General features: G+C 52.9%; 12 protein-coding genes. 2 read left to right on the forward strand and 10 right to left on the reverse strand.

Going from position 1 to position 18,167, the window contains the following annotated elements; translation table 11 throughout:
* The 8 genes from cysN to QVP94_RS03470 all read right to left on the reverse strand — a co-directional run bounded on the left by cysN (position 1) and on the right by QVP94_RS03470 (position 11,080).
* Entirely contained in the window at positions 1-1,443 is a 1,443-nt protein-coding gene (cysN, locus tag QVP94_RS03435) for a sulfate adenylyltransferase subunit CysN (RefSeq protein ID WP_008772343.1), read from the reverse strand.
* Positions 1,444-1,455: 12 nt separating this feature from the next.
* Positions 1,456-2,364, reverse strand: a complete 909-nt coding sequence (cysD, locus tag QVP94_RS03440) for a sulfate adenylyltransferase subunit CysD (protein ID WP_005857432.1) — start codon at positions 2,362-2,364, stop codon at positions 1,456-1,458.
* 8 nt (positions 2,365-2,372) lie between these two features.
* Positions 2,373-2,984 (reverse strand): adenylyl-sulfate kinase, encoded by a 612-nt coding sequence (cysC, locus tag QVP94_RS03445; RefSeq protein ID WP_005862790.1) that lies wholly within the window; start codon positions 2,982-2,984, stop codon positions 2,373-2,375.
* A complete protein-coding gene (locus tag QVP94_RS03450; protein ID WP_005862792.1) occupies positions 2,972-4,525 on the reverse strand; it encodes an SLC13 family permease in 1,554 nt (517 codons plus the stop codon). Before QVP94_RS03450 ends, cysC begins: the two co-directional genes overlap by 13 nt.
* A gap of 246 nt (positions 4,526-4,771) precedes the next feature.
* Positions 4,772-5,581, reverse strand: coding sequence for a 3'(2'),5'-bisphosphate nucleotidase CysQ (gene cysQ / locus QVP94_RS03455; protein ID WP_005862794.1), 810 nt, complete (start codon positions 5,579-5,581; stop codon positions 4,772-4,774).
* 52 nt (positions 5,582-5,633) lie between these two features.
* On the reverse strand, positions 5,634-6,929 hold the full coding sequence (locus tag QVP94_RS03460) for a TolC family protein (RefSeq protein WP_008772350.1): 1,296 nt from the start codon (positions 6,927-6,929) through the stop codon (positions 5,634-5,636).
* A 42-nt stretch (positions 6,930-6,971) separates the two neighbouring features.
* Positions 6,972-10,052, reverse strand: coding sequence for an efflux RND transporter permease subunit (locus QVP94_RS03465; RefSeq protein ID WP_022191974.1), 3,081 nt, complete (start codon positions 10,050-10,052; stop codon positions 6,972-6,974).
* Positions 10,049-11,080, reverse strand: a complete 1,032-nt coding sequence (locus tag QVP94_RS03470; protein WP_022191975.1) for an efflux RND transporter periplasmic adaptor subunit — start codon at positions 11,078-11,080, stop codon at positions 10,049-10,051. Before QVP94_RS03470 ends, QVP94_RS03465 begins: the two co-directional genes overlap by 4 nt.
* Positions 11,081-11,225: 145 nt before the next feature.
* Here QVP94_RS03470 and QVP94_RS03475 point away from each other — a divergent pair, with 145 nt between their 5' ends.
* The gene (locus tag QVP94_RS03475; protein ID WP_022191976.1) at positions 11,226-12,104 is read left to right on the forward strand and encodes a helix-turn-helix domain-containing protein; all 879 of its coding nucleotides are present in this window, start codon (positions 11,226-11,228) and stop codon (positions 12,102-12,104) included.
* 33 nt (positions 12,105-12,137) lie between these two features.
* Here QVP94_RS03475 and QVP94_RS03480 read toward each other — a convergent pair whose 3' ends face one another.
* Together QVP94_RS03480 and hypD are read right to left on the reverse strand one after the other, a co-directional pair.
* Entirely contained in the window at positions 12,138-13,043 is a 906-nt protein-coding gene (locus QVP94_RS03480) for a glycyl-radical enzyme activating protein (RefSeq protein ID WP_022191977.1), read from the reverse strand.
* A 3-nt stretch (positions 13,044-13,046) separates the two neighbouring features.
* Complete coding sequence (hypD, locus tag QVP94_RS03485; RefSeq protein WP_022191978.1) at positions 13,047-15,479, reverse strand: trans-4-hydroxy-L-proline dehydratase; 2,433 nt, start codon at positions 15,477-15,479, stop codon at positions 13,047-13,049.
* Between the two features lie 345 nt (positions 15,480-15,824).
* On the opposite strand from hypD, the gene QVP94_RS03490 reads away from it, so the two are divergent.
* Positions 15,825-18,167 (forward strand): ABC transporter permease (locus tag QVP94_RS03490; protein ID WP_288213166.1); only part of this gene is annotated, 2,343 nt, incomplete at its 3' end.

Below are 18,167 nucleotides of genomic sequence, written 5' to 3' on the forward strand. Positions count from 1 at the left end.
CTATCGTTTTTCCGTTATACATTTCACAGATACGCCCTGCCGGCCCAACTCCTCACAAACCTTACGGATCGCCTCATAGTGCTCCTCTCCGATTCCCATCTCCGGGAGGTTCAAGGTAGCCAAAGCGTCTTCCGTCACCATATCTTTAGCGTCCACACGGTCGATGATCATACCCACGGCGGACGTATTATTCGTAATCGGATCGATCAAGATAAACGAGCCGGTCTGCTTATTCCTCCTATACGGATCGAAGAACAACTCCTTGCCGGTAGTAAATACCACACGGCCGATCTCGTTCAGCTCCAGATGATCCACGGAAGACTGCTCCATCGTGTTCACGTTCACCTTATAGCGGATACTATCCACACGGGCACGTGTCGTATGAGTGGTCTGCTTGATGTAGAACTGCTTGTTCACGTCCATGGCTTCCTCATCCATCCACACCAGCATGGCCTCGAAATTACGGTCGCAGATCGGCAAGTTATCCGGGTGCACCAGCATCTCCCCACGGGAGATATCGATCTCGTCCTCCAAGGTGATCGTAATACATTGAGGAGGGAAAGCCTGCTCCAACTCACCCTCGTAGGTGACGATGCTCTTTACCTTCGAGGTCTTCCCGGAAGGCAACGCCATCACCGTATCTCCCTTACGCACGATACCGCTGGCCACCTTGCCGCTAAACCCACGGAAATCCAGATTCGGGCGCAACACGTATTGCACCGGATAACGGAAGTCCTCGTAGTTACGATCCAAGTCGATAGGCACGTTCTCCAGATAATCCAATAAAGACGTACCCTCGTACCAAGGCGTGCGATCACTCTTCTCCACCACGTTATCGCCATCCAAGGCCGACAAGGGGATATACGTGATATCCGGGATATCCAGCGGCTCCACGAAACGTTTATAATCCGCCACGATCCGGTCGAACGTATCCTTGTCGAAGTCCACCAAGTCCATCTTATTCACGGCCAGTACCACATGCTTGATCCCCAGCAAAGATACCAGATAGGTGTGACGGCAGGTTTGCGTGATCACGCCCGTGCGGGCATCCACCAAGATGATCGCCAGATTCGCCGTGGAACCACCCGTGATCATATTCCGGGTGTACTGCTCGTGCCCCGGGGTGTCGGCGATGATGAACTTACGGTTGTTCGTGCTGAAATAACGGTAAGCCACATCGATCGTGATACCTTGCTCACGCTCGGCCTTCAAGCCATCCAGCAACAAAGCGTAGTCGATATGCTCGCCGGCGTTGCCCATACGCTTGCTGTCACGCTCCAAGGCATCCAACTGATCCTCGTATATTTTCTTACTATCAAACAGCAATCGGCCTATCAAGGTCGATTTGCCATCATCCACCGAGCCGGCGGTCAAGAATCTCAGCAGGTCCTTCTGCTCGTCCTTATCTAGGAATTCCTTTATATTTAATTTTGTATCTGCCATGTCTCTTCTGTGTTAAAAATACCCTTCCCGTTTCTTCTGCTCCATACTAGCGTCTTGATCGAAGTCGATCACACGGGTCGTACGCTCGCTCTTCGTCGTGGTCATCATCTCCTCCACGATTTTCTCGATCGTATCCGCCTCGCTCTCCACGGCGCCGGTCAGCGGCCAGCAGCCCAACGTACGGAAACGGACCATACGCATACGGATCTGGTCCCGGTATTGCTCCGGCAAGCGGTCGTCGTCCGCCATGATCAAATTACCGTCGATCTCCACGCACGGACGCTCCTTGGCGAAATACAAGGGAACGATCGGGATATTCTCCAGACGGATATATTGCCAGATATCCAGCTCCGTCCAGTTCGATAGCGGAAATACACGGATGCTCTCGCCCTTATGCACACGGGCGTTATAGATATCCCACAACTCCGGGCGCTGGTTCTTCGGGTCCCATTGATGGAACTTATCGCGGAACGAGAAGATACGTTCCTTCGCACGGCTCTTCTCCTCGTCACGGCGGGCGCCGCCGAAAGCGGCGTCGAACTTATATTTATCCAAGGCATGAAGCAAGGCCTGCGTCTTCATCAAGTCCGTATGCACCTTGCTTCCATGCGTGAACGGGCCCACGCCCGCGTGGAAAGCCTCCATATTAGACTCCACGATCAAGTTCCAGCCGAATTTCTTCGCGTAAGAATCACGGAACTCTATCATCTCCTTAAACTTCCATTTCGAATCGATGTGCATCAACGGGAAAGGAACCTTACCCGGAGCGAAAGCCTTCTCGGCCAGACGGACCATCACGGAAGAATCCTTCCCGATGGAATAAAGCATAACAGGATTCTCGAACTCGGCGGCTACCTCACGGATGATGTGGATAGACTCGGCCTCCAGCTCCTGTAAATGACTTAACTTGTAATCAGACATATCTTTTTTCAGTGTTTAATTTCTACTTTCGGTATGATCAACTCCAACAACCGGCTCACGGATTGCTCCACGCTCAATACGGAGGTATCCAAGGACAGGTCCGGACGCTCCGGCGCCTCGAACGGGGCGGAAACCCCGGTAAACTCCTTGATCTCGCCTTTCCGGGCCTTGGCATACAGGCCTTTCACGTCACGGCGTTCGCACTCGGCGAGCGGCGTACTTACGTAAACCTCCAAGAAATCCGCTTTACCGATGATAGCGGACGCCATCTCTCTCAACTCGTTGTTCGGGCTGATAAAAGCCGCTATGGTTATAACACCCGTATCGACAAACAGTTTACCCACCTCGGCGATCCGGCGTATATTCTCCACCCGGTCCTCCGGCGAGAACCCGAGATTATTGTTGATACCACTACGGATATTATCCCCGTCGAGGATGCGGCAAAGCAATCCCCGTTTATGCAACTCACGCTCCAAGGCGATAGCGATCGTGCTTTTCCCCGAGCCACTCAAACCCGTGAACCACACCATCACTCCCCTTTGCCCCAGAAGCGCCTCTTTATCCTCACGACCCAGCATACGGTCGAAAATCGGATAGATATTATTTTCTAAAACTTCCATATCATAGGTATTACAAACACGGAGATCAAGAACGTGATCAAGTTCAAGGGCAGGCCCACCTTCACGAAATCCGTGAACTTATAGCCTCCCACGCCTTGTACGATCAGGTTGGTCTGGTAGCCGATCGGCGTACTGAAACTAGCCGACGCCGCCATACAGATCACGACAAAGAATGGGGTCGGATCAACGCCTAATTGCGTAGCCACCGACAAGGCGATCGGGAAACTCAATGCCGCCGCGGCGTTGTTCGTGATCAACTCCGTAAATATATTGGTAATAATAAATATAATCGCCAGCAACGCATACGGTCCTAAATCGTCGGCCATACTAATTATATGGCGGGCTATCATGGAGGCAAAGCCGGAATTCTCCATGGCCTTGCTGATAGCGAAGGCACAAGCGATCGTTATCAAGATATCCCAAGAGATGTATTTCGTGTATTTCTTCGGCGGGAAGATCTTAGTCCACGCCATGATGATTGTCGTAATGCAGACAAAGAAGAACATATCCAAGCGCATACTTGGAACGGCCTCTTTCACGACTGGCAACTCTCCTACCGTCGCCCCCGTAATCATAAAGATCAACAGTCCTAAAGCCAGCCAACGTTTCTTCCTCGATACCGGCTCCGTTGCCTCATTACCATTCGCCAACATCAAGAAGACACTAGACTCACCCCATGTAGGGATAAAAGAATCGTCCGCCCACAACACCAAGGTATCGCCCTCATGCAACACCACCGTATCCAGATTACGGGTAAAACGCTGTCCGCCGCTTTTCACCTCTTTCACGATCGCCCCGTAATGGCGGGTAAAGTTAAACTCTCCCAAGGTCTTGTTGATACCCGGGAAGCGTGCGCCCAGCACGGCCTCCACCCGGTGGAAATTCCCGGGATTCTCATCCTCCCCGTCTTCGGATACCGTATCCGTCCTCGAGTCCGGAAGCAGTTTATTCGAGAAAGCGAACAAATATAAAATACCGGCGATAGCGATAAAAATACCGACTTTCCCCAGCTCAAACATCGTAAAGCCCTCATATCCCGCCTCCAGAATCATGCCGTGCACCACCAGATTCGTAGAAGTACCGATCAAGGTACATATACCGCCCAATATCGTGACATACGAGAGAGGGATCAAGAATTTCGTGGCCGGAAGCCTCACCGCCTCCGCCCATCGCTTGATGATCGGGGCAAAAATAACCACCACCGGCGTATTATTCAGGAACGCCGACACGAAAGCCACGGGCGGGAGCATCCTCGCCTGCGCCTTGAAGACGGTGGTCTTCCCCTCGGGAAGCAGTTTCTTGATCAATTGGCCTAAAGCCCCGCTCTGCCGCACTCCCTCACTGACAAGGAAGAGCATGGCTACGGTTATCATCCCTTTATTGCTAAAGCCCTCCAGCATCTCCTTGGGAGTAAGAATGCCTACGCAGAGAAAAAACACGACCACTGTCAGAAGAACCATTCCCGGCCGCATCTTATCCCATACCAAGGCTGCGATCATGCCGATCAGGGCCAGCAACACAAACACTATATCAAAATTCATGTATTTACTTTTAAGAGCGCAAAAATAATAAGAATACTCAAGTGCGCACTCCTTTCGCTAACCTATTTTTAGGATTATATGGGATATAGACCAATAATGATTGATTCTGGGCCAACTTATATTCTTACAAGGTAGTCTTCTAAATTTCGTTCATAACCAAATAAACAAGAATGCATTGTACGGCTTGTAGAGACGGAGCATGCTCCGTCTCCCACCGCTGACAGTAACTTAAAATACACATCCCCCTCACTTCACGATAAACCACGGATTATGCAAATCTTCCTTGTTATAGCGAAGCGGGGTCTTGCCGTCGATATGATATATGTCGCAACCGGCAGACTTGGCGATGGCGTGGCCGGCGGCGGTATCCCACTCCATCGTCGGGGCGAAACGGGGATAGATATCGGCCGAGCCTTCCGCTACCAGACAAATCTTCAGGCTGCTGCCGCTACTGATCAACGTAACGGGCTTTCCCTGCTTGCGGAGATTATCGATGAAAGCGGTGGTCTCCTCCGTTTGGTGAGACCGGGATGCCACTACCACGATTCCCTGATGCGCCAGCGCCATCGGCAAATGTATCGCCCCCTGCTTCATCTCGTCCATCGAGGGCTGGCTACTGCTATCGATTCCCGTAAACTTATAAGCACCCACAGAGGAGGAGGCGAAATACAACTCCTTCCGGACGGGCACATAAATGACGCCCAACACGGGCACACCTTTCTCCACCAAGGCGATATTCACGGTAAACTCGCCGTTTTTCTTGATAAACTCTTTGGTACCGTCCAGCGGGTCCACGATCCACAGCGTCTCCCATTTGGAGCGCTCCTTGAACGGGATCTCCTTTCCTTCCTCGCTTAAGACCGGAAACGGGGTAACGGACAAAGCGTTTGTTATCAATCGATGGGCCGCCTTATCCGCCTTTGTCAACGGCGAGTTGTCTGCTTTTCTCTCTATCCCGAAGTCTGATTCGGGGTCGTTATAAATATCCATGATCGACTTGCCTGCGTCTACCGCGGCACGGATCGCTATGTAAAGATAATTGGCGTAGCTCATCATCACTTCTCGTTTTATTATTTGTTAATAAGCAAATATATGGAAAAAAAATAAATTAACGCCCTGTCGCCTGTAAATATTCCGTACGTTTGATCAAATAAGCCGTATAATCGCCCGTATACTGGTCACGGCTTTGCTGGAGGAGCGATTGGGCGTCCAGAAGATCGCTCAGCGTTACCGTGCCCGCCTTATAATAGTCCGTATTAAGGCGGACATTCTCCTCGGCCGTCGCTATGGACTCCTCCGAGAGCTTGACTTGCTTATAAGATTCCTCCAGCTCGTTCCAAAGCTTCCGCATTTGCACCAACAGAAGCTCATTGGCGTTTTGGCGGGAATACTCGGCCGCCTTCACCTGAAGCTTTTGCTTCCGGATGGCGTGCGAGCCGCCCCACCAATCACTGATCGGAATCGCTACGGTAGCGAAAACCATGCCGAACGGACGGTCCTTATCCAGTAAGTTGTGATACATATACCCGGCTCCGATCCCCACGGTGGGCAAGTATTGCCCAACCTTCAGCTTTTGTTGAAGACGGGCGGCCTCCACGTTCTTCTCCAGCAATTTATAAGAGAGTGTCGTAGGGAGCGCCTCCTCATGGCTCACCCGGTAAAGCTCCGGGGAGGGCACCTCGGCGGGCAGCGTGAAATCGATCTCGAAATCATCTTCCCCGATACCGATATATTGAGCCAGCACCATCTTGGAAAGGCGCAAGCCGTTCTCCACCCGCAGGCGGTCGCTCGCCACGCCGTTCTTTTTCAACTGGACTTGCAGTAGGTCATTACGAGTCGTCACGCCGGCGCCGACCGCTACCTCCACATCCTTATAAAGACTCCCCACCAAGGATTCCACGATCTCGATCGTCCTTAATTTCTCGTGAAGGGAGATCCATTGCCAGTAATACCGCTCCACCGTCAGGGCTACCTCATCCTCGGATTGGCGCATCTGGTAACGGCTCACCTCGAGCGCCAAGTCGGCCAGCTTATTGCCGTTCACGATCTGTCCGCCGGCGAACACGGGCTGGATAGCGGTCACCCCACCCAGCAAGCCGTCATCCATCATCGACAACTCGAGAAGGCCCGGTATCACGCTCATATCCATCATCCCGTGGTTCGCCTTGAATGCCGTTCCCACGGCGCTGACATTCGGGAAGTATTTCGTAAAGGCCTCCTTTTTTCCTTCCCTCGCCTCTTCTACGTCCAAACGGGCGTTCTTCATCTTCGCGTTATTCTCCAAAGCCATTTCCCGGCATTCTTCCAGCGATAATGTCCGCTGGGCGCTCACGGTCCCCACGCATAAGACGAGGGAACCGACAATGCCATATATCCATCTTTTTATCATCTCTTTTTTCCGCATATATTCATTCCTATATTATATCCTAATCCACATCCGTATCATTCATTTATTCCCGAATATCTTCCAATAGAAAACAGGCAGGATGATGACCGCCAAGATCATCGAGAAGACCGTTCCCGAGCAGATCACCACACCCATCGGCATCCAAAGGGAACTGCCGCTGATGATCATGGGCACCACGCCCACGGCCGTTGTAGCCGAGGTCAGGAAGATCGGGAGCATGCGTCGCCGGCCGGCGTCGAAGGCGGCATCCCTCGGGCTATAATGCTTATGGAGCCGCAGGTCTTGCGCATGCTCGAATATCAAGATAGCGTTTCGCACCACGATACCGATCAAGCTAATAACGCCCAAGACGCACGTCAAGCTGAAATCGATATGGAACGCCCACAAGCCCAGCGCCGCCCCGAACAAGGTGAGCAGCAACGAGGACAGGGCCGCCAACGCCAAGCCGATCTTCTTGAAATTGACCAACAGGAAGAAGAAAACAATGATCACGGCGATCGCCAAGCCCTGCATCAGCGGGTTCATCGTCTCGAAATCCAGCTCCTTGGCTCCACCGTACTCGTACGTCACGCCCTCGGGCAAGGTCGGGATAATACGGCTTTCCATGACTCGCTCGATCCGTTTCTGCATAGCGTTCTGGTTGGTCCCCCGGGTTACCTCGGCGAAGACGCTCAAGGTACGCACGCCGTTGCGACGGACGATCTGCCCCTCATTCCAGCCTCCCTCGATCGTGGAGACTTGCCGGAGCGGGACGCTCACGCCGGGGACGATGGTGGGAAGATACTGGTCGCCGACCTTATCGAACGCGTCACCCTCCCCTTTCTTATCGGATCTCAGCTGGATCGGCAAAGCGTAATCGCCTTCCCAGAGGGAGCCAACCGAGAGGCCGTCGTAACGGATCGCCAGATCGGCCGAGGCCATCGCCTTCGTGATCCCGAGGCGGGAGGCTTCCACTGGGTCCAATCGAACCCGTACGTCGGGTAAGGCCTCCTCGTAATTGGTGTGTACCCAGACCAAGCCGTCCATCTCACGCAACACGGCCATCAAGGAATCCCCAGCCTGCTTCAACCGGGCGATATCGTCTCCCATGAAACGGATCTCTAAAGGAGAGGATACGTTTTGGTAATCCAGTTGCTTAAACTTCACGTAGGCGTCGGGGAAATAATCGGCGTACCGGTCCGTATAATCATCCAACACGCTACGGGTGGCCTCTATCGAGGCGGTGTTGACAATGAACTGGGCGTAATTCTTCCCGGCCAAGTTCGGGGCGTAGGTAGCTTGGAAACGGGGCGAGGAAGTTCCGATAAAGGAGGTGACGGACAGGATGCGCTCATCTTCCGACAACAGCTTATAGAGGCTATCGCTCACGGCGGCGGTACGGTCCAGCGAGGTTCCCTGCGGGAGATAGATCTCGACGGCGAACTGATCCCGGTCGGCTATCGGCATCATACGCTGGCTCAGTTGGGTGATCATCAGGATCGCCAAGGCAACCGTCAAGACGCCCAGACCGATCGTGGTTTTCGGGAAACGGAAAGTCCACGTCAGTGCCCTCGTATAGACGGCCTGTACGGTATCCAGCAGATTGAACCTCTTCTTGCCCGTATTCTCCCGCCCGGACTTCAATCCCTTCTTGATCAAGACCCGCTCCAGCAGCGGGATAAAGACCATCGCCACCGCCAGCGACACCATGAGGGAGATGGAAAGCGTCCAAGGGAAGAAGGTCACGAAATCCAACATCTGCCCCGTCATCGTGAAAAGCAACGGGAAAAAGATCACGCAGATACACAGCGTAGCCAACAAGATCGAGCTGAAATAGTTCTTGGCGCTATAGACGGCGGCGTACCAACGGGAATAGCCCTTGTCCAGATATTCCAGATAGGCGTCTATCACGATGATGGAGTTATCCACGATCATGCCCAATACCACGATCAAGGCGGCCAGCGTCACCGTATTCAGCGGGATGCCGCAAGCGTACATGACACCGATCGAGATAAAGACACTGATCGGGATGGAGGTAGCCGCCACCAATGCCGAGCGGAACGGGAACAATACCATCATCACCAAGATCACGACCACGATGGACACGAACAAATCCCGCACGAAGGAACTTACCGAGTCTCCCACCACCTTCGGCTGGTCGGCGATCCGGCGGATCGAGACACTCTCGGGAAGATCCCGCTCGAAAGCGTGCAATACCTCGTCTACCTCCTTTCCGTATCGTACGATATTATGGCCCTCACGCATCTCCATGGAAAGGATGATCGCTTTCTTGCCGTTGTTCGTTATATAGCTATCCGGCTCGGGATATTCCCGTACGATACGGGCCACGTCTTTCAAGCGGATCATATGCCCGTCGGCATCGGCCAGCAGGATCTGCTCGCCTACTTCCCGCTCCGAGGGATAGGTCACGGAAAGGTGGATGGGAATGTCCAAGCCGCCATTCTCCAAGGAGCCGGAGGCGGTGGTAAAGCCTTGGGTGAACAAGGTTGTCATCAGCATACGGGTATCTAGGCCGTAAGCGGCTAGCTTGTCTGGATCCAAGTAGACCGAGATCTGCTCGTTTTGTACCCCGTAACGGCGCAGGTTGGATACGGACTCGATCCGGCGCAGGCGGTCTTCCAGCGTCTCCATGTATCGCTGCAATTCCCGGTAGGTCTTGTCTTCCGATTCCAAGGTGATCAATAAGGCGGAAGTATCGCCGAAATCATCATTCGCGATGACGGCGAGTACGCCCGAGGGCAGTTGCGACTTGAAGTTCTGCAAGCCGAGCTTGATCTTCGACCAGACCTCGTCTTTATTGTTCACGTCGTCGTTCAGCTCCACCATCATGTACACCATTCCATCCCTTGACATGGAGTACGTCTTTTTCTTCTTTACCTCCTTGAAGGTAAACAGGTATCTCTCCAAAGGCTTGGCCAACTGCTCCTCCACCTCTCCGGAAGTCGCCCCGGGGTAAACACCCACGACCACGCCTTGGCGGATGGTGAACTCCGGGAATTCCTGTTTCGGCATGTCCACCAAGCCCAAAATACCCAACCCGACCAGCACGGTAATCACCAGCAACGTGATCTGGTAATGACGCATGGTCCATTCGATCACTCCGTTTTTACGTTCTCTCATAACGCACGCACTCTCATGCCCTCACTGATTTTCTGGTAACCGCCTATCACGACGATATCCCCCTCGTTCAACCCTTCCAGAATAAACAAGCCCTGCTCCGTCAAGTCGCCCGTCCGTACGGGCGTAGCTTTCGCCTCTCCGTCTACGACCTTCCAGACGAAACGCCCCCCGTCGTTCGCTATCAACACGGCGTTGTTCGGCAAGGCGATAGCCGGCACGGATTCCTCTCCCGACAGGCGTACATCGCAAACCATGCCGGGCAACAAAGCGCCGGACGGGTTCTCCAGCCGGATCTTCGCCTCGTAAGTATGGGAGATAGGGTTGGCCACGATGCCTTTCTCCGTCACTTTCCCCTCAAAACATTGTCCGCCCAGAGCGGCTACCTTTATCATAGCGGCTTGATCGCCGAGCGTGGCGACCTCATTCTCCGGGACGGCGATCTTCACGTTTACCGTCTCTATCCTTAACAAGGAGAAAACCGGTTGCCCGGGCTGCACGTTCTCTCCCGCCTCAACCATGCGCTTGCCGATAACGCCGCCGAACGGGGCATACAGGTTCCGGTCCTCAAGGTTTTTCCTCGAGATTCGCTCCATGGAACGGGCCTGTTCCAATTTGCTCTCCACCTCTACCCATTTCATATCCGGCAGGCTCTTATTCTCGTGCAAGGTTCTCATGCGGGCATAGGCATCCTCCGCTTGTCGCAAGGAAGCGGCCGAGGCATTATAGGCGTTTTCCAGCGTCGCCTTGTCTAACACCGCTAGTAGTTGGCCCTCACGGACCTTCTGCCCCTCGCCCACCAATACTCGCTCTACATTACCCATCACCTGAAAACTAATCGAGGAGGATACGACCTCCTCTACCGTTCCCACGTAATTCCTTGTATCCGCCGGAACGGTCTTCGCTATCTTCACGATCTCCACCGGGATCTCTTTGCTATCCCGTCCCTCTTTTTGACTGCCCGAGCATCCGGACATCACGAACACGACGGATAATAATCCTCCATAAACAATGCCTTTCATCCTTTTCATATCCTATGATTTATTATACCGCGAAGATGATGAGTTTATCCACTCCAAAGAAGTTCCGTTTTGCAACCAAATTGTCCTATTTGACACATTTCAATTGGATTATTCTATTATTTCACTAATTTTATCGCCCAAACAAGAATAAATTATGAACGTAACAGATCTACCTCAAGCTTGTATCTCTCTTATCGAGAACGTACCCGGCATAGACTTTATCGACGAGGATTTCGCCATATTCGATAACATCGACGATATTCCCTCGCTCGACCATCCGATGCGAATAGACGCCGTCGTATTCGCGCTTTGCACGAAAGGCTTCATGCGTATACGGATCAATATGGAGGAATATGTCGTAGGGGAAAACCATCTCGTATTGTCCTTGCCTGATCAGATCATCCAACACGTGGAACGTAGCGAGGACGTGGCCGGGATCTTCATCGTCATCTCCAAGAATTTCATGGAGGAGATCATTCCTCATATACAGAATACCTTGCCGGCGTTCTTCTACATCAAGGAGCATCCGGTCACTGAGTTGAATGCCGAGGAGATAGGTTGTATCAAGGAATATCATTCTTTTCTCTGGAAGAAAGTGAAAGCGAAAGGGCATCCTTACCGGAAAGAGATTGCCCAGAGCTTATTGTTGGCGGTATTCCACGAGGTTTACGGCATGTTTAAGAATCATATGCCGATCGAGGTGAAGAAGAGCCGGCAAGAGGAGTTGTTCGCAGCGTTCATACAAACGCTCGCCTTACATCATAAGCAGGAACGGTCGGTAGCTTTCTACGCCGGAAAATTATGTGTGACTCCCAAATATTTATCTCTTTTGGTAAAGAACGTCAGCAACCGTACAGCCGGGGAATGGATCGATAATTACGTTGTCTTGGAGGCGAAGGCGTTATTATCCTCCTCCACCCTTTCCATCCAAGAGATATCAGACCGGCTAAACTTCGCCAACCAATCCTTCTTCGGTAAATACTTCAAGCAACACGCCGGGATATCGCCTACGGAGTATCGGAAGAAATGGTAAAATGAGGGCGAGCAGTTCCCACCCCTATTCTAATTATCCTCCGATCAACGCGGTTATCCCGCAGGAGGCGAATTGATCGATACACCTTTGCAGGACTGCCTCGGAAGGGGTGGATAGCGGAAGGTGCCCGGGATTGTAGAGGGTTCCTCGCTTATCGTGCTTACCTTTTCCGATGTCGTGGTACGGGAGGAGATTAACGACTTTCCGCTCCCACGGCAAGGAGGCTAGGAAGGTGGCAGAACGGGATATATTCTCCTCGTCCGCATTGACTCCCTCGATCAAGGGGATGCGAATGAGGAAGTCCATCCCGGCCTCGGCGATCATCCGAAGATTGGAGAGGATACGCTCGTTCGGGACACCCGTGAAACGACGATGGCTACCGGAATCCATATGCTTTAAATCCACCAGAAAAAGATCCGTGCGCTCCATTACGCTCCGGACGGTATCCGGCGAGGCGAACAAGGTCGTATCCACCGCACGATGGATTCCCAACGCTCCGCAACGATCCAGCAGGGCAACCAAATCCGACGGACGCGACAACGGCTCTCCCCCGCAGAAGGTAACGCCTCCCTCGGAGCGATCCATAAAGACCGTCTCTTTCTCGATCTCACGCATGACCTCGTCGATAGAATACTCACGGCCGGACATCTCCATCGCCAAGGTGGGACAAACCTCGGCGCATCTACCGCATGTCCGGCACAGAGACCGATTCGTGACGATACCCGCCTCCGTCAAGGTCAACGCCCCGGTGGGGCATACATCCACGCAGGCCCCGCAACCTATGCACTTCTTTCTCGTATACAGCTTCTCCGCCCGGGGCGAGATGCCTTCCGGGTTATGGCACCATACGCAGGCAAGCGGGCATCCCTTCATGAAGATCGTGATACGGATGCCCGGCCCGTCGTTTATGGCGTATCGTTTGATATCGAATAACAGCATGGCTCAGAAAGTCTCTTGCTCCGTACGTGCGATCACGTCCGCTTGCAAATCGGCGTTCATATCGTTGAAATAGTCGCTATAGCCCGCTACACGGACCAGCAGATCCCGGTAGTCCTCCGGACACTTCTGGGCGGCGTAAAGCGTTTCCGTATCCACGATATTGAATTGGATATGATGGCCACCCAAGGCGAAGTAGCTACGGATCAAGGAGGCCAGCTTCGAGATATCCTCCTCCCTCTGGAGCAGGCTGGGCAGGAAGCGTTGGTTCAGCAGCGTGCCGCCGCTCTTCACCTGATCCAGCTTGCCGAGGGACTTGACAACGGCGGACGGCCCGTGGGTATCGGCTCCGTGCGAGGGCGAGGTACCATCGGAGATCGCACGCCCGGCCAAGCGGCCGTTCGGGGTGGCTCCCATCACCTTGCCGAAGTAGACGTGGCAAGTGGTGGATAACATATTCAAATGGAAACACTCCCCTTTCGTATTCGGCTTGCCCTCGATCGCGTCATATAAATCGTCGAAGACACGGACGGCGATCTGGTCGGCGTACGGATCATCGTTGCCAAAGAAAGGCGTACGGTTCAGGATCATTTGGCGCATCGGCTCATGTCCCTCGAAATTATCCGCCATCGCGTCCAACAAGGCCTGCATCGTGAAGGTCTTATCCTCGAAGACGTGTTTCCGCAAAGAGGAAAGGCTATCGGTTATCGTGCCTAATCCGGTACACTGGATATAAGTGGTGTTGTAACGAGGCCCGCAATTGTAGTAATCCTTACCCTTCGCGATACAATCATCGATAAACAGGGAGAGGAACGTGGCGGGGGCGTACTTGGCGAACATGCGGTCGATATAGTTGCTGACCCGCACCTTCATATCCACGAAATAATGGATCTGGCGAATGAACGCCGCATAAAGCTCCTCATACGTCCGGAAACCACGGGGATCGCCGGTCTCCAGACCGACCTTGCGACCGCTTACCGGATCTACGCCGTTATGCAGCGTCACCTCCAATATCTTCGGCACGTTCAGGTAACCGGTCAGCACGTACGCCTCCTTCCCGAAAGCGCCCACCTCGATGCAACCGCTGCAACCTCCCTCGCGGGCATCACGCAGCGACTTGCCTTGCCGCATCAACTCCTGCACGTACACATCCGGGTTGAATACCGACGGGTAGCCATGGCCTTGGCGGATCACCTTGCACCCGGCACGAAGGAAACGCTCCGGCGTACGGGCACTGACGTGGATGGCGCTGCCGGGCTGGAGGATATGCAGCTCCTCGATCGTCTCCAACATGATATAGGAGACCTCGCTTACGCCATCGCTACCGTCCGCCCGGATGCCGCCGATGTTCAGGTTCGTGAAATCGTTATAGGTTCCGCTCTCCTTCGCCGTGATACCCACTTTCGGCGGGGCGGTATGATTGTTTACCTTGATGAAGAAGCAAGACATCAACTCTTTCGCCTCGTCACGGGTCAAGGTTCCGGCGGCGATTTCTTTCTCGTAGAAAGGCGCCAGATGCTGGTCGAAATGACCGGGGTTCATGGCATCCCAACCATTCAGCTCCGTGATCGTACCGAGGTGGACAAACCAGTACATCTGGATCGCTTCCCAATAGATACGGGGAGCGTGGGCGGGAACCCGGCGGCATACCTCGGCGATCTTCCTCAGCTCGGCGGCACGGCGGGGATCTTTCTCGGTGAGAGACATCTCGTCAGCCAAGTCCGCGTGTCGCTCGGCCAGCAGGATAGCGGCGTCGCAGGAGATAGACATGGCCGTCAGTTCCTCCTGCTTGTCCGTGGCCTCGGGGTCGTTCATGAAATCCAAGGCGCTTAGTTCCCCCTCGATACGTTTCTTCAAGTCCAGCAGGCCATATTGGTAGACCTTGCCGTCCAAAGCGGTATGCCCGGGGGCACGTTGCTCCATGAACTCGGTGAACATACCCACCTCGTACGCCTCTTTCCATTCCTTGGGGACGTGGCTGAAGATGCGTTCCCGCTGGGTACGGCCTTTCCAGTACGGGATCACCTCCCGCTCGTAGGTATCGATATCTTCTTGGGAGATAGTGTAACGTTGCAGCTCCCGGGTATTCAATATATGCAAGTCCTCCACGCTATGGCAGGTAAGTTCCGGGAAGGTAGGCACGGCCTTGGGGCGGGGCCCCCGCTCGCCGACGATCAACTCGTCCTCGCCGATATAGATCGTCTTCCGCTTGCAGATCTCCAAGAAGTTCAGGGCACGCAGGATAGGGATCGGATACTTCCCGTAATTCTCCTGATAGAAACGGGTCTCGATCAAGGCCCGCTCGATGGAGAGGGAAGGTTGGGCCTCGAAGGTCTGCCGACGCAGACGTTTGATACGGTCGTTCATCCCGAAATTGTTCGCTCCTACGGAAGAGACGGTATCATGTACGCATGAATATGTGTGATGGGTTGTATTCATAAAATTATATGTTTTATCGTAGAGGTAGGATCTATCCGCCCTCATCAAGGTTATTTTTTATTGTTACACAGGACGGGCATCCCCGCCCCCATGAGTTTATATAGGGAGAGTATCTGCTAGAGATAAAACATCAGGCAGTTGAAAAGCATCCGATAGCCTTTGTGTAACATAGCGCTTGTTTCTTTTTGAAGTATGATGGCAAAAATAAGGAAATTATTGATAATATCACAATTCATCAACAGAAAGTAACCGTTTGTCAAAAAAATAACACAGGAACGTAAATAAAGGAATAGCTTTGCTTTGTATTTCCAGATCAAAGGGTTTAAAATTAAAAGAACTTATACCATGCAAAGTACATTCAAGAACCTGCTTTATGTCTTGAGACATTATAAATTAGCGACGGTCACTAATCTTTTAGGACTTAGCTTCGCTTTCCTGTTATTCATGCTGATAAGCATACATGTCGGTCATGAATATAGCTTCGACGCTTCCCTCTTGAACAGGGAAAGGATTTTTCAGTTAGAAAACAAGCGGGATGACGGGATATGGGAGGCTAATTTCGCACGTCCACAACTCGAGCGTTTCATCGCCGCCTCCCCTTATATAGAAGCGGCCGCTATCACAAACAACCTTGTTTACTCCTCCGTACGTTTTGGGATATCAGCCAGTGAAGGGCCCGACGCACGGAGCTATATGGAGCAGGTGGAACGGATCACCCCGGGATATACTAAGGTCTTTGGCTTCGAGCTGGTGGCCGGCGATACGGATTGCCTGAAACATCCGGAAGGGACGCTGATCCCGGAGAGCATGGCCCGGAAACTCTTCGGCGAGGAAAATCCTATCGGGAAGCCGGTTTATCTGTCGGAGTTCGCCGGGGCCGAAGGCTCGATTATATATGGGCTTAGTTTTGAGCCGGCATATATCGTGGGAGGCGTCTTTCGCGATTTCCCGGAAAACACCCGGGTGAAGAATGCCCTGTATATCCCGATCATGGAGAAAGAGATGATGGAAAACTGGCATACCGGCCTTTACTATTGTTATCTGCTGATGTCGACGCCGGAATCCGCCTCTGTCACTACCGAGACCTATATGGCCGATAGCCGGGCTTTCCTGAAAAGTTTCACGATCGAGGATATGCGCCTCCGGCCCTTGTCAGATCTCTATTTCGGCCAGCCGGTCCGAGCGGACGCCGCTCCTATCGGTAATAAGCTACGGACGAATATGTTATTCTTTATCGCCATCCTGATCATAGGTATCGCCTTGGTCAATTATATCAACCTGTCGATAGCCTTGGCACCGATACGCACCAAGTCGATCACCATCCAGAAAGTGCTGGGAAGCTCGGACGCCACGCTACGGAAGTATCTGGTCTTGGAGTCCTTGGGAATCTCGGTTGTCGCCTTCTTCCTCGCCTTGCTTTTCCTGTTATTTTTGAATAACGTGCAATGGGTCACGAATATGGTGGGGCATCCGTTGAATCTGTATGCCAACTGGAAGATTCCGGCGTACACATTCTTCCTTGTCGCAGGCGGCGGTATACTGGCCGGTTTGTATCCTGCTTTCTATATCACCTCGTTTCCTCCTGTCATGGCGCTGAACAAGTCTTTTACCCTTAGCGACCGGGCCAAGAACACTCGCAAGTTACTTATAGGGTTCCAGTTCGTTATCTCGATCACGCTGATTGTCGGAGCGTTGTTCGTCTCCTTGCAAAACAGATATATAGGGAACGTGGACTTGGGATTTAACAAAGAAAACGTACTGGAGGTAAGACTAAGCATGGGGGCGGCCTTGAAAAAGGGCGAATTGTTCAAGGCACGTCTCTTGGAAAGCCCCGCTATCCGTGATGTTTCCTTTAGCGAGTTCAAATTTGTCTCGGACGAATCACGTTCTTTCATCGGGTATAATTACAAAGGCCAACATTATTATATGAGCTGGCTGGGAGTATCCGCCAATTTCCCGGAGCTAATGGATGTAAAGATGATCGCCGGAAGGAAGTTCCGGCCGACGGATGAGGCGGCGGATAACACGCAGGCCGTTTGCCTCCTTAGCGAGACGGCAGCGAGGGAGATCGCCTCGGGTCTTTCCCCCGAGAAACCGGACGACCTATCGGACTTGGTAGGAACAAGCATCACGGATAATGATATACCGGTACGGATTGTCGGTATCTTTGAGGATGTCCATTATGAATCCCTGTATAAAGAGTTACGCCCGATGGGGCTTTGGACCTCGGCTAAGAATCATTACCGCCGTTCGGTGCCGGAAAGATACGCTTATGTCAAGATCGCCGGCGGAAATCCCCGGACGGCTATCGAGCATATCCGGAAGGTAACGGATGAATTGATCCCGGGTTATCCGGCCGATATCCATTTCTTTGATACGGCGCTGGAGGAGCTTTACAGTAAAAGTGGGCGGCAGGGAACGCTGATTACCGCCCTTTGCCTGATGGCCGTCTTTTTATCCCTCGTGGGAGTATTCGGACTGGTTATCTTTGAGCTACAGGGACGGGAAAAGGAGATAGCCGTGCGGAAAGTACATGGGTCCACGGTCCGGCAGATCCTTTGGATGCTGAACTCGTCTTTCCTCCGGATCACGCTCGTCTGTTTTATTATCTCGATCCCGCTTGCTTATTACGGGGTGAACGTATGGCTGCGGGGTTTCGCCTACAAAACGCCGGTTTACGCGTGGTTA

Source organism: Parabacteroides sp. CAG:2, assembly GCF_000436315.1.
Taxonomy (GTDB): Bacteria; Bacteroidota; Bacteroidia; order Bacteroidales; family Tannerellaceae; genus Parabacteroides; species Parabacteroides distasonis.

What these genes read in the sequence shown, in the direction of transcription:
- QVP94_RS03470 (WP_022191975.1), bottom strand. Translation starts at nt 11,080, where the DNA reads ATGAAAAGGATGAAAGGCATTGTTTATGGAGGATTATTATCCGTCGTG.
- QVP94_RS03465 (WP_022191974.1), bottom strand. Translation starts at nt 10,052, where the DNA reads ATGAGAGAACGTAAAAACGGAGTGATCGAATGGACCATGCGTCATTAC.
- QVP94_RS03460 (WP_008772350.1), bottom strand. Translation starts at nt 6,929, where the DNA reads ATGCGGAAAAAAGAGATGATAAAAAGATGGATATATGGCATTGTCGGT.
- hypD (WP_022191978.1), bottom strand. Translation starts at nt 15,479, where the DNA reads ATGAATACAACCCATCACACATATTCATGCGTACATGATACCGTCTCT.
- QVP94_RS03475 (WP_022191976.1), top strand. Translation starts at nt 11,226, where the DNA reads ATGAACGTAACAGATCTACCTCAAGCTTGTATCTCTCTTATCGAGAAC.
- cysN (WP_008772343.1), bottom strand. Translation starts at nt 1,443, where the DNA reads ATGGCAGATACAAAATTAAATATAAAGGAATTCCTAGATAAGGACGAG.
- QVP94_RS03450 (WP_005862792.1), bottom strand. Translation starts at nt 4,525, where the DNA reads ATGAATTTTGATATAGTGTTTGTGTTGCTGGCCCTGATCGGCATGATC.
- cysC (WP_005862790.1), bottom strand. Translation starts at nt 2,984, where the DNA reads ATGGAAGTTTTAGAAAATAATATCTATCCGATTTTCGACCGTATGCTG.
- cysQ (WP_005862794.1), bottom strand. Translation starts at nt 5,581, where the DNA reads ATGATGAGCTACGCCAATTATCTTTACATAGCGATCCGTGCCGCGGTA.
- QVP94_RS03480 (WP_022191977.1), bottom strand. Translation starts at nt 13,043, where the DNA reads ATGCTGTTATTCGATATCAAACGATACGCCATAAACGACGGGCCGGGC.
- cysD (WP_005857432.1), bottom strand. Translation starts at nt 2,364, where the DNA reads ATGTCTGATTACAAGTTAAGTCATTTACAGGAGCTGGAGGCCGAGTCT.